At 38.0% G+C, this 16317-nt stretch carries 19 protein-coding genes; 15 read left to right on the top strand and 4 right to left on the bottom strand.

The features are described from left to right. Positions 1-125 precede the first annotated feature (125 nt). The 5 genes from AC5WOE_RS16805 to AC5WOE_RS16785 all read left to right on the top strand — a co-directional run bounded on the left by AC5WOE_RS16805 (position 126) and on the right by AC5WOE_RS16785 (position 5168). A complete protein-coding gene (locus tag AC5WOE_RS16805) occupies positions 126-1112 on the top strand; it encodes a hypothetical protein (RefSeq protein ID WP_496053103.1) in 987 nt (328 codons plus the stop codon). Further along, positions 1024-1902, top strand: coding sequence for an ATP-binding protein (locus AC5WOE_RS16800; protein ID WP_496053102.1), 879 nt, complete (start codon positions 1024-1026; stop codon positions 1900-1902). Before AC5WOE_RS16805 ends, AC5WOE_RS16800 begins: the two co-directional genes overlap by 89 nt. Beyond that, positions 1903-2184: a helix-turn-helix domain-containing protein gene (locus AC5WOE_RS16795; protein WP_496053101.1), complete on the top strand. Its 282-nt coding sequence runs from the start codon at positions 1903-1905 to the stop codon at positions 2182-2184. Positions 2185-2289: 105 nt separating this feature from the next. Beyond that, positions 2290-3204: a DNA cytosine methyltransferase gene (locus AC5WOE_RS16790; protein WP_496053100.1), complete on the top strand. Its 915-nt coding sequence runs from the start codon at positions 2290-2292 to the stop codon at positions 3202-3204. 356 nt (positions 3205-3560) lie between these two features. Beyond that, a complete protein-coding gene (locus tag AC5WOE_RS16785; protein ID WP_496053133.1) occupies positions 3561-5168 on the top strand; it encodes a recombinase family protein in 1608 nt (535 codons plus the stop codon). A 13-nt stretch (positions 5169-5181) separates the two neighbouring features. Here AC5WOE_RS16785 and AC5WOE_RS16780 read toward each other — a convergent pair whose 3' ends face one another. Then, positions 5182-6387, bottom strand: coding sequence for a YifB family Mg chelatase-like AAA ATPase (locus tag AC5WOE_RS16780; RefSeq protein ID WP_496053099.1), 1206 nt, complete (start codon positions 6385-6387; stop codon positions 5182-5184). A 164-nt stretch (positions 6388-6551) separates the two neighbouring features. Here AC5WOE_RS16780 and AC5WOE_RS16775 point away from each other — a divergent pair, with 164 nt between their 5' ends. Together AC5WOE_RS16775 and AC5WOE_RS16770 are read left to right on the top strand one after the other, a co-directional pair. Further along, a complete protein-coding gene (locus AC5WOE_RS16775; RefSeq protein ID WP_496050955.1) occupies positions 6552-6761 on the top strand; it encodes an FMN-binding protein in 210 nt (69 codons plus the stop codon). A gap of 1097 nt (positions 6762-7858) precedes the next feature. Further along, entirely contained in the window at positions 7859-8296 is a 438-nt protein-coding gene (locus AC5WOE_RS16770) for a VOC family protein (protein WP_496053098.1), read from the top strand. A gap of 277 nt (positions 8297-8573) precedes the next feature. Here the strand turns inward: AC5WOE_RS16770 and AC5WOE_RS16765 are convergent, their stop codons facing one another. After that, on the bottom strand, positions 8574-9038 hold the full coding sequence (locus AC5WOE_RS16765) for a fascin domain-containing protein (RefSeq protein ID WP_496050958.1): 465 nt from the start codon (positions 9036-9038) through the stop codon (positions 8574-8576). A gap of 152 nt (positions 9039-9190) precedes the next feature. Here AC5WOE_RS16765 and AC5WOE_RS16760 point away from each other — a divergent pair, with 152 nt between their 5' ends. From AC5WOE_RS16760 to AC5WOE_RS16750, 3 genes are all read left to right on the top strand, one after another. Further along, complete coding sequence (locus AC5WOE_RS16760) at positions 9191-9319, top strand: HNH endonuclease (protein WP_496053132.1); 129 nt, start codon at positions 9191-9193, stop codon at positions 9317-9319. Positions 9320-9480: 161 nt separating this feature from the next. Further along, positions 9481-10197 (top strand): PIG-L family deacetylase, encoded by a 717-nt coding sequence (locus AC5WOE_RS16755; RefSeq protein WP_496050959.1) that lies wholly within the window; start codon positions 9481-9483, stop codon positions 10195-10197. 23 nt (positions 10198-10220) lie between these two features. Beyond that, positions 10221-10370 carry a hypothetical protein gene (locus AC5WOE_RS16750; protein ID WP_496050960.1) on the top strand — a complete coding sequence of 50 codons (150 nt, stop codon included), beginning with the start codon at positions 10221-10223 and terminating at the stop codon, positions 10368-10370. 130 nt (positions 10371-10500) lie between these two features. On the opposite strand, the gene AC5WOE_RS16745 is transcribed toward AC5WOE_RS16750, so the two are convergent. After that, a complete protein-coding gene (locus AC5WOE_RS16745) occupies positions 10501-10884 on the bottom strand; it encodes a winged helix-turn-helix transcriptional regulator (RefSeq protein WP_496050961.1) in 384 nt (127 codons plus the stop codon). A 170-nt stretch (positions 10885-11054) separates the two neighbouring features. On the opposite strand from AC5WOE_RS16745, the gene AC5WOE_RS16740 reads away from it, so the two are divergent. Further along, positions 11055-11927 carry an SDR family oxidoreductase gene (locus tag AC5WOE_RS16740; protein ID WP_496053097.1) on the top strand — a complete coding sequence of 291 codons (873 nt, stop codon included), beginning with the start codon at positions 11055-11057 and terminating at the stop codon, positions 11925-11927. 47 nt (positions 11928-11974) lie between these two features. Here the strand turns inward: AC5WOE_RS16740 and AC5WOE_RS16735 are convergent, their stop codons facing one another. After that, the gene (locus AC5WOE_RS16735; protein WP_496050963.1) at positions 11975-12184 is read right to left on the bottom strand and encodes a hypothetical protein; all 210 of its coding nucleotides are present in this window, start codon (positions 12182-12184) and stop codon (positions 11975-11977) included. 198 nt (positions 12185-12382) lie between these two features. On the opposite strand from AC5WOE_RS16735, the gene AC5WOE_RS16730 reads away from it, so the two are divergent. The 4 genes from AC5WOE_RS16730 (at position 12383) to thyX (ending at position 16310) form a co-directional block, all read left to right on the top strand. Further along, the gene (locus tag AC5WOE_RS16730; RefSeq protein ID WP_496050964.1) at positions 12383-12937 is read left to right on the top strand and encodes a cupin domain-containing protein; all 555 of its coding nucleotides are present in this window, start codon (positions 12383-12385) and stop codon (positions 12935-12937) included. Between the two features lie 360 nt (positions 12938-13297). Beyond that, positions 13298-13522: a hypothetical protein gene (locus AC5WOE_RS16725; protein WP_496050965.1), complete on the top strand. Its 225-nt coding sequence runs from the start codon at positions 13298-13300 to the stop codon at positions 13520-13522. Between the two features lie 778 nt (positions 13523-14300). After that, positions 14301-15206 (top strand): NAD(P)/FAD-dependent oxidoreductase, encoded by a 906-nt coding sequence (locus AC5WOE_RS16720; RefSeq protein WP_496053096.1) that lies wholly within the window; start codon positions 14301-14303, stop codon positions 15204-15206. 438 nt (positions 15207-15644) lie between these two features. Continuing rightward, a complete protein-coding gene (gene thyX, locus AC5WOE_RS16715) occupies positions 15645-16310 on the top strand; it encodes an FAD-dependent thymidylate synthase (RefSeq protein WP_496053095.1) in 666 nt (221 codons plus the stop codon). The last annotated feature ends 7 nt before the right edge of the window (positions 16311-16317 follow it).

The raw sequence follows: 16317 nt of genomic DNA, 5'->3' as shown, positions 1-16317 counted from the left end.
TATTAGCTATATCACTGAAAAGAAAAACAATTGAGATCCAAGCGAGAGGTATTTTATCGAAACTTGGCAAGCACATATAAATCGGGTGGCTTCGGCCATCCGATTACAACTAGGAGGGGAAGCATTTGGCAGTATATAGACACGTGCATGTTTCATTTTGGGAAGATTCAAAAGTAGTTGAGGAAATGACTCCAGAGGATAAGTTTTTTTATCTCTACTTGCTCACTAATCCAAATACAACACAAATAGGAATTTACCCAATCACAAAAAAGAAAATGGCTTTTGATATGGGGTATTCTCTCGAAAGTGCTAACGCTCTGGTAGATCGGTTTGAAAAACATCATCAAGTTATCAAATACAACCAAAAAACAAGGGAAATCGCTTTACTCAATTGGGGGAAATACAACCTTAATCGTGGAGGAAAACCAGTTGAGGATTGCATGAGAAAAGAACTACAGGAAGTAAAAGATAAAAATTTGATTCATTTGGTTGCTCAAAAAGTCGGTAATGATCGTTTGAAATCCTTATATTTAGCGCAGTTAGACGATACGTCACACGATACGTCAACGACACGACCCACGACAAGTGGACAAAAAGAAAAAGAAAAAGAAAAAGAAAAAGAAAAAGAAGAAGAAAAGAGAGCCGAAGCTAACGCTTCTAATATCCTTGATGAACAAGTTAAAGATATTTGGAATCATTATTTGCAAACCTTTGATGGTTTTTTTTCAAGACTTACACTGACTAAAAATCGTAGAAAAGCAATTGCATCAAGGCTAAAAGAATTGCATCCAGAGAAGAAAAGAGAGTTTCTATTCTCTGTAGATGATATCAAGCTTGCAATAAGTAACATTCGTAAATCTGATTACCATTGTGGGCAATCCCAAAATAACAACAAATTTTATGCACATATAGAATTTATCTGTCGTAATGCTGACATGGTTGAACAATGGATGAATGAAACACCAAAACCGCAACAACAGAAAGTAATTCCTTTCCATAACAAACAACAAGGGGCAAAAAACTATGATGGATTTTCACAAAGCTCTGGATCAAATACCCAATCCACTGAACAGACAAATGGAAAATGGGATCATCTCGTCTACCGTGGATGAAATGAATTCCGCTCATTGTTGCTTGATATGTAGAAAAGAGATTCGACGGTTGGAGTTACATGTTTTAGATAAGATTATTCGCCCTCTTCCTGTATGCAACTGCATCAAAGAGAAAGAGCTTGCTGAGCACAGGGAACGAGAGTTAGCCGCTGAACGGGAAAAGGTTAAACGCATTTACGGTGAGGGGTTAATAGATGAGGAGTTAAAAAACGCCAGCTTTGATACTTTCGTTAAACGACCAGAATTGCAGAGTGCATATCAAGTTACTAGAAAGTTTGTATCAGACTTTGAATCACAAGAATATGGCCTTTATTTATTTGGTTCAGTTGGAACTGGAAAAAGCCACTTAGCAGCATCCATCCATAAGGAGCTTATCCAACAGGGTTATGCATCTGTTTACATCGATGTGACTCAACTGTTTGGACTTGCGAAGAGTACATTCAAAGATGATAAAAAAAGCGATCAGGATTATATACAAGCAGCAATAAAATGTGAACTTCTAACACTGGATGAAATGGGACTAGCCCCTTTGACCGAATATGAATTCAAAATCTTGTTCCAAATCTTAAATGGCAGAAAAGGAAAGTTAACCAATTTCACCAGTAATCTGGACTTAGATCGTCTTGAAAGATGGTTTGCAGTAGATAAGGTTGGAAAACCACTCGATCCAGATGGACGCTTATTCGATAGGTTAATGGGTAGCACATTGCCTTTACCTGTGCATGCTGGTTCCTACAGAAAGTACAAAGCACAACAACGATTGATGGCTATGCAGAAAGGAGCGATCTAGGTGGCTAAAGTTGAAAAAATTGCAGGTGAAGTTCACATGATCCGTACCACACAAGCACTATATATGGCCCTAGATGATGACAACCTGAATTTCTTTTGGGATGAAAAGGAGGTGTTATGGTTCGATCAGCTATGGAACAATGGTACAAACATTATGGATATAGCAGAACTTTTTGATCGCGATCCAGATGAGGTTATATTACTTGCGATTGACAGAGCGAGAAAAGGGGTCATTGGTAAGAGAAAAGGCGGAATAGTGGGAATGGGTTCTAGACAAAAATAAGCCCAGCTAAGGTGAGCGGGCTTTAATCTAAAATGTGGTGAAATTTAAGGAAATTTCAAAGTCCATTGTACACAGATACAGTGGGCAGATCAAGGGGTGAGCATCATGAAAGTGCTTGATCTCTTTTCTGGTATAGGGGGATTCGCCCTCTCTGAACATTGGGCGGGAATGACAACAGCAGCTTTTTGCGAGATTGATCCGTTTTGTCAAAAGGTGCTCCATAAAAATTTTCCTAGTGTTCCGATTTATGAAGATGTAACTAGGCTAACACGTGAACAACTAGAAAAGGATGGTGTTATGGATGGCAGCGATCCAATTAGACTTATTTGCGGTGGCATACCATGCCAGCCCTTCTCCGTATCAGGAAAACAGCTTGGAACAGAAGATGAACGGCACTTATGGCCTGAAATGTACCGACTTATACAGGAAGTTAGACCCACTTGGGTACTTGTCGAAAACGTTACTGGATTTATCAAATTGGCCCTCGATCTCATTGTCAATGATTTGGAAAACGAGGACTACGAAACAAGGACATTTGTTATTCCAGCTGCAGCAGTCGGTGCGCCGCACAAAAGAGAAAGAGTCTTCGTTGTGGGCTACTCCAAACGCAGCGGATGCAGTGGGCAGTCATGGAGGTGGTCAAGGAAAGTCACTAAGAACGGATATTTACAACTGGAAAAAGAAGATGTGGCCAACACCAACAGCACAAGACAGCAAGAATGCAACATTACCTCCATCACAGAAAGAGAGGGATTTAATACCAGGGGCATTGATCAAATCGAATCAAAAAGGATCAATCAATCCGGATTGGGTGGAATGCTTGATGGGTTACCCGATTGGTTGGACCAATATAGATTAAATCAGTGGCCAGCTTATTATGGTCAACCTCAGCATGGATTTGAACCACCAAGAGTTGCAGAAGGTGTAAAAAATCGTAAGGAGAGGCTAAAAGCATTGGGAAATAGTATTGTTCCTCAAGTAACTTATCAGATATTAAAAGCGATTATGAGAACGGAATAAAGGAATCCCCTTGCCAAATGTGACATATTAGCAAGGAGTTTCCCTCTTTTGATACATGGATGGGCTATTATACCAAAGGAGTCGATTGATAGGTTAAATATTTCGGGGAGTATGTGCTATTATTGGATGATTTATAATACTCCCCTTCCCTCCTGTATTCCGAAATATTTCAAAACGTTCTATGACCCCTTGTATTCGAAATGATTGTCATAATGTACCTCTGTTTTGTAATCATAAATAATCATTTCTCTCCTTTTTTGTTAGATGCCATGAATTAAAAAATGATAACCAATGTACACACATGAATATTTTGTGTTAAACTATATTTACCTAATATTTAGAAGAGTGGTGATTTTATCAAAGTAGCAATTTATGCAAGAGTGTCTTCTGATGATCAACAAGAACGTGGTACTATTGAAAACCAAATCGAATTCGCCAAAAAATACTGTGATCTACATCAGTTAGAAGTAGTGGAATGGTATAAAGATGACGGTGTATCTGGAACATTACCGCTTGAAGAACGTGATTATGGTTCTAAGTTATTAAAGGATGCGAAGTTAGGGAAATTTGATCTCCTGCTTATTTATAAATTGGATCGATTTGGGAGATCTGCACGAATCATCTTAAATGCAGTCCATGAGCTTGAAGGATATGGTGTAAAAGTCAAGAGTATGACAGAACCTTTTGATACAGGAGATCCTAGTGGTAGATTTCTACTGACCATGCTAGCTGGTGTAGCCGACTTAGAAAGGGAAACAATTTTAGAAAGATTATGGTATGGAGCTAATCGCGCAGCACGAGAAGGAAAATGGATAGGAGGAATAGTCCCCTATGGTTATCGAGTCGAAGATAGCTACCTTCAAATCAATGACGATCCATCTTATTGGGGAATTACTGAAAAGGAAGTAATTGAGATGATATTTCAATTAGTTGGTGAAAAAGGATGGTCCACAATTAAAGTCAGTGACCACTTAAATTCACTTGGAGTTCCACCCCATTATAAAAGAGATGGTAGAAAAGTCGTTAAAAACAAGAGGAAATCGAATACCATAGGAATTTGGCATCCAGGTAGAATTCGTACTATCATCACAAATACTACGTATATGGGAATTCATCATTACGGTCAACGTTCAACTAAACAAAGAGATATTATAACTAGAGAGGTACCAGCAATAGTATCAGAAGAATTGTGGGAAAATGCCCAGAAAACATTAAAGGAAAATCGAATCTTCACACAAAAAAATGGTATTAGAAATTATCTACTTACTGGACTAATAAAGTGCTCAATCTGTGGAAGGAATTATCATGGAGTTTTCTATAAAAGCGAGAATGAAAAACAAAAAATGTACTATCAGTGCGGTGGTAAAGTCAACTATGTAAAACAAAGAACAAACCGATGTGAAGCTAAAAATGTAAACGGTGTTTGGCTAGAAAATTTAATTTGGGATTATTGTGTTTCCTTTGTTGCAGAACCTGGAAAAGTTCTTAAGGAACTATCAGCTACATTAGATCAGAAACAAGAAAAGAATTGGTCAACTGATCTCAATATACTACAAAAACAATTAGATGAGTTAGAAAATGAAAGAGAAAGCATCTTAGATTTATTTCGTAAAAAGCTAATAAGTAGCAATGATGTAGAAAATCAATTCGCAAAAATCTCATTGGAAAAAGAAGGACTTACTAAAAAAATCGAAGAGATAACTGTACTCCAAGAAATAGAACAAAACAAATTTAAAGGTTTCAAATCAGTGGAGACTCTATTAGAATCATTAAGACAAAAATTGAATCAAGATATTACACAAGATGAAAGAAAAGAAATTGTACGAACACTAATAAAAAGCATTACAGTTCACACTGTATTCGATGAAGAAGGAAAAGTAACTCAAGCAAAACAACGTGCAAGAAAAAAAGCTGAAATAGAAATCGAATTTCATTTCTTAAAATTACCGAAATTGACTATATAAATACCCAAAGTACTTATATACATGGACATGGATTCATCGATCCCACGAGCACAAATTCTGCTGGAAAAGTGAGGACCGCCCGTGCTCTTCCCAAGGTAACTTCTCGGTCTTCCAATGGCTGACGTAAAACTTCTAAGGAAGATTTAGAGAACTCCGGAAGCTCATCGAGAAATAATACTCCACGATGGGCCAAACTTACTTCCCCTGGTTTCGGAATTGCTCCTCCCCCTACAAGACCTGCCTGGGAAATGGTGTGGTGAGGGGAGCGAAAGGGACGTTCCGATATCAACCTTCCCCTATCTTGAATAAGACCTGCTATACTGCAAATCTTGGTAACTTCCAATGATTCCTGAATATCCATGTTTGGCAGAATGGAGGAGATTCTTCGAGCTAACATGGTCTTCCCAGATCCTGGTGGACCGATGAGGAGCAAGTTGTGTGAACCTGCAGCTGCTACTTCCATTGCTCGCTTTACATGTATTTGACCTTGTACATCTGCTAAATCTAGTAATGAAAGGTAAGTGTTTACTGTTTCTTCCATCGGCAGTGGTTCTGGCTTCCATTCCCCTTTGAAGTACAACATTGCTTGTTGTAAGTTTTCTACAGGAATAACTTCCATGCCACTAACTAGTTTTGCCTCATTAGCGTTTTGACGAGGGAGTACTACTTTTGTTAAGCCTTTTTCTTTTGCTGCCATAACCATGGGTAGAACTCCAGATAAAGGACGCAGCGTACCATCTAAAGCCAGTTCTCCTACAATGAGATATTGATTAAAATTAGGAATCTCACCTTGTCCACTCGCCACAATCACACCCAGGGCGATTGCTAGGTCAAAGATAGAACCTTCTTTTTTTATATCTGCTGGTGCTAGATTAGTAGTAATCCGTTGCAGGGGAAAGTTAGCATGGCTATTTCGAATCGCTACTCTTACTCTCTCTTTTGCTTCTCTTACCGCAGAGTCAGGCAGCCCAACAATATCAAACATCGGTAAACCGTTGCTGATATCTACTTCAACTTCCACTAGAAACCCATCCACTCCAAGAACACTAGCACTCATCATTTTGGCATACATATCTCCACACCACCAGAACATATTTTCTATATGTGTATATTCATTCCACACATATGCTCGTATTTCCTGTTTATAGAAATGGGAAAGAACAACACTGAGCGCCTCAAGGAAAAGGAGAGTTACCTGAGGGGTTACTCCAATGGTCATGAGGATGGCTACCAAGAGGGCTATACCTTCGGTTACGTCGAGGGTCACACCAATGGCTATGTCAAAGGTGTAAAAGCTGATGGGAAGGCGGAAGCGGAGTGTGAGATCAACTATGACATGGGGATTGAGCTAGTAAAAAAGATTTTCTAGAAAGATCCGTAGATGTGCGGACGATAGTTTTAATAGGGAGGCAGAATGAAGAATTAATTGATCCAAATTACCTAGAGGAAACTTTATTGCTGAAAAAGAAGCTAATTCAACAAGAACCTGATACTACATCACAAAACTGGAAGTTGTATGGAGTGTTTGCTGATGAAATTGAATTTTGGCAAGCTGATTCAAAACGTAAATATACTTTAAATAAATATCAGTGATGAGGAAAATCAATGGGAACATAAACATTTATGACCTTAATAGTTTTAGAATTCTAGATATATCTTACTATGCAATAAATTCAGGGAAGCGGAGTGCAACATTATGAAGCCTCTTTGTAAAATCATTCTTTTTTATTATATAAATAATAATTAAATGCGAAAAATTCCATTTGTATTAAATGTTGTTTATAAGTATACTATTTATACAAAATAGATTATTAGGCCAAAGGAGGTTATGGCAAATGTTAGCTAGGTTTCACTTAAAGAAATCGCTTGCTTTTGTCGTTTTGTCGTTTTGTCGTTTATTGCCTTGGTCAGCGCATTGTTACCTGTGAATGACGCATATGCATTTTATTACAGACTTTATGATAGCTCATTTAGAATGTATGATGATACTCCTGTATTTAAATATTCTAAAGGTGGTTTGGGGGTTTATGTCGATTGTAAAAATTCAAAAGGAAACTACCAAACCATGAATCTATATCGTAAGATTAATGGGCAATGGAGTCTTCGTGCCACACAAAAAGTATACTGTTCAAAAAGTACTAGAAAAGAAAACTATTTTTATTATTCTAGCGCAGTATCTGGTTCCTATTATTATATAAGACTTTATAATTCTGGATATACTGGTTACACTTCCACATCCAGCTTAACCACTGCTAATGTGGATGTAAATCCAACCTAAATAAAACCTCAATATTTTCTGTTATATTCAGAAGATATTGAGGTTTTTGTTTTGTTCGCCCAGCAAGCAGTGTACATTCTATCCTTTTTTTAAATCTCTAAATACATCAACTATTATGAATGGACAATTAAGAGGTGAATACAAGACTTGTATCCAATATGGAAATTAGCCTATATGAGTAATCTCTAACAATGCTAATACATTTTTTCGCAAAATTGTAAAGTGATTTTTGAAATTTCTCTATTGGAAAATGAGCATTACTTTCCTCCATTTTTCTCCATATCATTTCGTATTATGGAGGCACGTACCTCAGTTCAGGCTGTTTCGTTGATAAAGAAGTAGCCTGTCGAGCTAGACAGTATTTCGATGAAACAGGGAAATCCTTCAATATGGAACATAGGAGGTATGAGATATGAAGATCAATAGAATAGATCATGTGAGTATAAACGTAAATGATCTTTCAGAGGCTAAAGCGTTTTTTCTTGATTTAGGACTTGAAGTGCAGGCGGAATGGGAATTGGATGGAGAATTGTTGGACAGAATAGTTGGGCTTAATGATGTTAAAACGGCATGTGTAGGATTGAGGATGCCAGATGGTCAGGCATGGATAGAGCTGGTTAAATTTTATTCGCCGTCAGATGAAAAGGATATTCAGCAACCTTTTGCAAATACGCTGGGTATCCGTCATATTTGCTTTGCTGTTGAAGATATTGAAGCTATTGTTGCAAAATTGAAAAAGAAGGGCACGGAAATCTTTAGTGAGATACAGCAATATGAAGAAAATTATAAGTTATGCTACGTTCGTGGTCCAGAGGGAATTATTTTAGAGTTGGCGGAGAAAATCAGATAAATATTGAATGGGACTTTAAATGACATAGATCTTCAACTTTAAAGGTTTCTTCTTAGGCATCGCACGGAAGATCGCTCATGTATGTGCAATGCACAACAAACCAGCGATATCGTGACAAAATATCAGGACCACTCTTGGACCATACCAGATATCATTTATTGCAAAAGGTTCCATGTCATCGCCTCCCAGTAATTGTAATCTGCTTTTCGTGTAATGATAGGACTTATTAAGATTAAAAAAATCTGCGGTTAAGGGATTTCCCTAACCACAGATTTTTTTAATAAACTACATTGAATTTTTCCTTTTTTCCAATAAATATTTTATTAGCCAGCAGTTTTTCATCTGTTACAGTAACCCATCTGCAAGTTAATCTGGATTTCAAGGACATAGTAAAGTCCCAATTTTTATTAGCAATGAATTCTTCATTTTCTCCAATTCTTTTTGCAGTTGCAGAAAGAATCCCTTTAGAATTTACCGAGAGGTATTTCCCGTTGGAAACAGAACGAAAGGCATGATACTTCTCATTCACCACGATTACTTCAAATTGCTCTGATTTACCTACTTTTTTTGAAGTAACAGTAATACTTCCATTTGCCTCAACTGATACATAAAACTGGTTGTAAGCTTGAAAGTAAGTAACAAGATGATCATTTGCTGCATCTGTTTTAACAGTGTTGAAAACTGGAAAGAGAAAACTAAAAAAAATAGTTACAATCCAAAACTTTTTCCAAACACTCTGCAATAGGAGTACCTCCAATTTGAGGATATTAGGTAGTTACCTACTTGTATTATCTCCTAATAATTGCAAATTGTCTAATTGGTTTTAGTAGTGAGCAATGAAGCGATTTCAGGAGATGCATCGAGCTATAATTGGTGTAGATGATTCTAAAATAAATTGATCATATTAATGGTAATAAATTAGACAATCGACGATATAATCTAAGAAAAGCAAATCGATCACAGAATACAATGAATAGGTTGTACTTCATACAAATATTTCTGGTTAAAAGGTGTATCATATGACAAATGGGAAAAGTAATTTGGTGAATATATCACTTTCAAAGGTAAACAAAAATGTTTAGGTTATTACAAAACAAAAGAAGAAGCAGCGTTTGCTAACCATTACGCAGCTTCTTTTTATTATGAGGAATTTGCTAATTAAATGAAGCTAAGGGGATGGTCGGATGATAGGACCTGCAATATTTTTTATAGCTCACCAAGATGACGAGACTCTACAAGCATCAGTTGATATCTTAAACTACTTAACAGCAGGGCGAGAGGTAATAGTTGTCCTATATACGACTGGCAAAGGCTCATTTGTCCAAAATGTACTGAATGGAAATGAAACATCCACATATTGGGGTACTACTCATAATCCTTATCTAGAAGGATATATGGAACTGACCGATGATGAGTTTTCCGCAGCTCGTAACCGTGAGTTTTGTTCTGCTCTTGGTCAATTGGGGGTACCTCCTGAGAGTATTCATATTCGGCCAGTAGATTTAGAGGGTGGACCCGTTACCAAAGATACGGTTAAATCTCTCATGCTGGAATATGTCAATAATTACGGAACAGCAGGAGTATCCTATAAAGCAATGAGTTATTATGATACAAGCGATTCCCATAAATACAGCGGACAGGCTTTGTTAGAACTATATAACGAGGGAATTGTTACGGACGCAAGATTCTATATTGCTCGCTCCGATTGGGCATTGAGTAGACCAGGTACAACGTACACGGCTACAGCGACGCAAAAGGAAAAAATCAAGAGAGCTGCTCGATGTTATGAGGCCTGGAATCCTGTGAGCGGAGCCTTCGCCATTGGATACCACAGTGTATATGCACAGTTCAATGCATATTTAACGAATCCTCAAAATAAGATTCATAAGCCAAATGAATAAAGGGGAAAACGTTTGGATAAATCATGAATTTTATCTATATCCACTTGATCTGGCTTTTGTTGTTTACGCTGTGGTTATACCTGTTTGCATGGATTTGGACATTTGCAATGATATGGGCGCTAAAAGTATGCAGCTTCCCTTATGCACGTTATCGAAAACAGTTTCATCAATGAAGAGAAGAACAGAAATCGAAAGCCAAGGATTAGGCTTTTTTATTTTGCATTTCTTCATTCTCAAATCCTCACTAGTTATAACTGGTGAGGATTTTTTCTTATATCTAGTTGAGTCAGCATGTAGTTCGTTTTATTGGTTTGGTGTGAGGTATTTGTGTTCCTTTAGTTTTTTCTCCATATATTTTTTACCCCATTCCTTCATCATGTCCAGTGCTGGGATAAAGCTTTTTCCATCTGGTGTTAGTGAGTATTCTACTTTTGGAGGCACTTCTTTAAACACTTCTCTGTGAATCAGCCCATCTTCTTCTAATTCTCTCAACTGCCTTGTTAATATACCTTTTGAAATGCCCGTTAACAACCTTTGAAGTTCGTTAAATCTTCTCGTTTGCTTACTTAAATGCCATAAAATAATAATTTTCCATCTCCCAGCAATTACATTTTGGGTAAGTGTGAGCGGACATACTTCTTCTTGTTCTTCAGGAGGCGTTTCTATTTGGAATTTAAATCGAGCCATTGTATCTCCCCCTTTCTTTACACCATGGTATTATTTTTAGAACTATGTAATAAAAAAATACCTACTTTTATATTTAGTACTACTAGATATACTATATATCTGTACTCAGACATGCAAATGCATTTGATGTTCATCTAGAATTTCATAAAAATATATTGGAGGAAATGAAAATGAAAATATTAGTCACGGGTGCAACTGGGAAACTAGGGTCAAAAGTTGTAGAAACGTTATTAAAAACTGTTCCAGCGAGTCAAATAGCTGTTAGTGTTCGGAATCCAGAGAAAGCGGAAGCATTGCGAGCTCGAGGAGTAGAAATTCGACATGGAGATTTTGATCAACCAGAAACATTAGATTCTGCTTTTTCAGGCATTGATCGACTTTTGCTTATATCTACGGCTGGCGATGATGTGACAATCTTGAGACAACATATGAATGCTGTAGCTGCTGCTGAGCATGCTCAAGTGAAATTTATTGCTTACACTAGTGTAACAAATGCAAGTGAAAGTAACTTATTTCTTGCCTCATCCCATCGAGCTAGAGAAGAAGCAATTTTGGAATCGGGTATTCCCTACTCATTTTTACGAAACAATTGGTATTTAGAAAATGAAATTGGGAGTATACAAGGAGTGATGGCAGGTGCGCCTTGGGTAACATCTACAGGAACAGGGAAAGTAGGATGGGCACTTCAACAAGATTATGCGGAGGCAGCAGCAACCGTATTGACCGGGATTGGACACGAGAATATAGTTTACGAACTTTCCGGTAAACTGATGACTCAAGAGGAGTTAGTATCTGTTCTTGGGACAGTGTTAGGGAAAAAAGTATCTGTAAGACAAGTAGATGATGCTGCCTATGCTGATATTATGAAAGATGCAGGGGTACCCAAGTCCTATATTTCCATGCTCGTTAACATGCAAAAAGGGATTAGAGATGGTGAATTAGAGAAAGAAAGCAATGATCTAGAAAAATTACTTGGTCGTCCTGTTACATCAATCAGGGAAGCACTGACTCAAATTGTTAATGGAATCTCTCAAGTAAAATAATTGAACATAATGTAAGAAAAAAAGCCCACAAAGATGTGGACAAAGAATTACCTCTTTCCTTTTTCTTTTTGGATTTGAGAAATAGTCTCTAGGATGTGGATTTGTCCCTTTTGTAATTCGATAAGTTGCTCCATAATTTGTTCATTCGTTGTTGTGAGTCGAGTAGTGATATGTTTTAAATCAGTAATCAAATTGTGAGTGCATCTGGAGATCTTTAGAAATTGATTGACTATATCACCAATCATTTTTTCTGGCATACAAGTTTCATCCTTTCTCTATATGTATTCTTTTTAAGGTCACAAAATCCTGTCAGAATAAATCGAATCTTGGATTTTTTTGTTATAAAAATGAATAAGAAGAAATGTGGAAGAGGTAGTAGTAGTACCATGAATAGGCACCCTCCCAGAGAATCGTGCATAAGTTGAGGTATAAAAGCTATGAAGGGAACGAGGGAAATGAATTATCATCCATATCTACATCCATACTCTTATCCTTATCCAGTGAGTATACCGATGTATGATGATGAAAGTTATGATTATTGGAATACTTCTTATGTTAACGATGATTACTCTGATTTTTATACAAACGCTATTCCATTAAAGGATTATGGCTCAAAACCATTTGTTGTAAATATCAACAAGGCAGCAAAGCAAAATCGTACCTTTCGTACAGCTTTGTGGACGGGAAAACATTTGCAGGTTACTTTGATGAGTATCCATGTCGGTGAAGATATCGGTCTAGAAGTTCATCCTAATGTGGATCAATTTTTGCGTATTGAACAGGGGCACGGTGTAGTCCGCATGGGGGATACGAAAAATAATTTATATTTCAAGAAAAGAGTAGCTGATGATGATGCGATTATGGTTCCTGCGGGTACTTGGCATAACGTCATTAATACTGGAAACAAACCGCTCAAACTCTATAGTATCTATGCACCGCCAAATCATCCATTTGGGACTGTGCACAAAACGAAAGCAGATGCCATGCGTGAAGAACATGCTCATCACTAGGTGAAAAATCAGCGACCGACTGGAGGTCATCTGAGATGAAATCCAGTCGGTCTTTGTGCTCGGCAGTGCTATGACTGTGTCGAGTCGGGGTTTGGATTGTTGCCCAGAACTTCAGCCTTTGCAGACTGATCAGCCTTGGCCTGGTCTACAGACGCCTGCTGTTCGGGGGTCAGAGAAGGCTCTGCCTCCTCCTCCGAACCAGTGCTCCAAAATACCATCTTTTTCCCTTCTGTGTCAGGGGCCGAGCTAGCTCTTATATAGTATCACAACATGAAGAAGAATGGCATGCTGTAATGTACGCAAATATCCCCTTACATGATAAAATGTATCCACAGTGTTGTCGACTCGAGAGGGATAAGTGTGGGACTCATAGAACAGTTCTCCCAAATGCCAGCGTCGAAGATATGTTTCACGATGGGAGCCCTCTTGCTTTTCCCGTTGATTGCCACCCTCCAAGTGGGGCAATGGATGGAGAAGAAGAAGCCTCGTCTCAGCATGGTCTTTCGATGGACTGGAAGGTTCTTTGGAGGATGCTGTGTCATCAGCTTTATTGTTGGTGTTTTCCTCCTCTGGCTCTCTGACTGAACACTGGTAGTTCCTTCGGGAGCTACGCGACCGTCTGAATCTTAGGATTTGGGCGGTCGCAGGCTTTTTGGTCAAAAAAACTTATGCAAGAATCAAAAATCTTTAATTAAGAATAATTAAAGATAGAGTAATAATAGATAAATGAATGTGGGATGAATATTCTGCTTTTTTAATAATAAATAAAAATGTTTTTGAACAGGAAAGAATGCTATTATAAAATCAAACCGGTGTTGAGTGATCCTTCTGAGGGACCAAGATGGATAAGATTATTGCCTTTGTAGTTGTGGTGATTGCTCTTGTCAGTATTGGCTCGAGCCATTTCCATTAGAAGTAGCATCACTTCTGGTGATACACTGCGCCTGGCTGACTTGTCTGAGAAAACAGATGAATCAGCCGGTCGTAGTCAATGAAAATAAGAGTGATACCTTATTATTTCTTTTTGTAATATTTATAGGGAGAACTCGTTTTGAATATTTAGTAAATAACATTCATAAATGTAAGAAAACAAATGTATTAATTTAAACAAGTTTGCATAACAAACTAACTCTCCTTATCTTTCGCTGTTCAAGTAAAAGATAAGGAGAGTTTCATGTAATTTTGCTGTAGAGGAGAAATAACAAGCCCCTCTTTTTATATATCCAGAACGTAGGTAAAGATTTGTATAGAGAAAGAGAGAAATAAACTCTACCAAAATAGTATATCGAAGAGGTTCTAGAGCAAAAATGAATAGAAATAAGCAGTTTGAAACTTTTAATTCATCAAGTTGAAGGAGTATCAAATGATATTTGATTGTGCGATCATTGGAGCGGGTCCAGCTGGATTAAATGCTGCGCTTGTGTTGGGAAGGGCACGTAGAAGTGTTGTATTGTTCGATAACGGAACCAATCGCAATAGGGTAACGTTAGAATCTCATGGATATTTGACCCGCGATGGAATAAAGCCAGCAGAGTTTAAAAGGATTGGGATACAGGAGTTAGAGCGATATCCATCTGTACAATTGGTAGAGGGAACTATCACTCAAGTGATGAAACAACCGAAGCAAGAACGATTTCACATTGTTACATCGGAAGATAAGGAATACAAAGCAGAGCGGATTATTTTAGCAACTGGTGTTCAAGAAGAGCATCCTTCGGTTCCAGAATTAGAGAATTATTATGGGGTCACGCTTCATAGTTGCCCATATTGCGATGGTTGGGAGCGTAAAGATCAAGCTCTTATCGTCATAGCGGAGAAGGAAAAAACGGTTCTCCATTTGACAGAGTTGGTCTTTAATTGGTCAAAGGATTTGCTAGTTGCAACAAATGGACATACCCTTTCCGCTGTTGCACATGCAGAATTAAAAAAACGAGATATCGCGATTGTGATGGAACCAATCAAAAAATTACATGGTAAGGAAGGTTATCTACAGAAAGTGGAGTTTGCATCTGGATTAGTGAGAGACCGAGAAGGTGGATTTATTGCGCCGCAATTTTATCGATCCAATCCCTTTCTTGAACAATTGGGTTGTGAGTTAAAAGCTAATGGAGCTGTAGAAATGGATGCTCTCGGAAGAACTTCGCAGAAAAATATTTACGTTGCAGGTGAATTTGGACAACTTGGACCTTCGGCTTTAATCCTAGCTGCAGCAGATGGTTTTAATGCTGCCATCGCTGTAAATACAGATATAACAGAGGAAAGGTTTTAGGTTAAAAGTAAGTCATTCTTTGGAATGGCTTATTTGATATGAATTCAGGCAATTCATTATAGTGGGTTTCTTTTTGATGGATAGGTGGTTATGATAAATATAACCACAGATCGATCTCCCGGGAGTTTCCATGAGGGTAGTTTGTGCTGTTGGATGCATCATGGCATTTTCTGCTGCACCATTCCTGCAGTCCCTTGGATACGGCATGACAGCGGTTGTATGCTCTATTGCCGGCGGTTTTCTGACGGGTGCAGTGACTCTTAAGAACACTTGAGCGGGGATTTCTGCTGGTGGCTCCAAAATGGAGCCGTGTGACAGCCTGGTTCACTTCGACGTGTTCCGGCCTGTCACCAGCATCATAGAACGATTGCATATATTGCAAGGAAAGAAGGTATTATTATCTCTTTTCAATATGTGTTGGATAAAGGTTATGTTCGTTTGGTCAACAATATGGGTTCTGATTTGACTGTTGTAAATGCTGCTAGGGTATCTTATGCCAAAGAATCAAAAGAGCTTAATGATCAAGATAAACGATTGATTGCATTTCTGGCTCGAGAAGGCCATACTTCACCATTTCGCCATGCAATGTTGCAATTTGAAGTTTATGCGCCTTTGATGGTTGCGAGACAATGGTGGAAATATGTTATAGGTTCTGCTCATTTTGAAGGGACTGGAGATAGTCTAGAAGCTTGGAATGAATCCAGCAGACGATATATCACAGAAGAGCCAGTATTTTATATACCGAAACCAGAAGAGTGGAGGAAAAAACCAGAGAATTCCAAGCAAGGAAGTGGACAAGCAGTAGTTTGGGAACTAGGGAAGACTTATACGAAAAAGTTGATGGACTATGTAGAGTCTGGAGTAACCTTATATGAGCAAGCTCTTAAAGATGGGATATGTGCGGAACAAGCTAGGCTGTTTTTACCTTCGTACGGGATGTATGTTCGCTGGTATTGGACAGCTTCGTTACAGTCAGTGTGTCATTTCTTAAATCAGCGGTTAAAACATGATGCGCAAAAGGAAATTCAACTATATGCAAAAGCTATTTTGGAACTAAGCAAAACATGTTTTTCTAACGCTTTGGAGGAACTGGTCGATGGTTAAAACAACC

The organism is Shimazuella sp. NTD248, assembly GCF_059510395.1.
The sequence above is the reverse complement of the archived record's forward strand: the minus strand, read 5'-3'. Positions and strand labels throughout refer to the sequence as shown.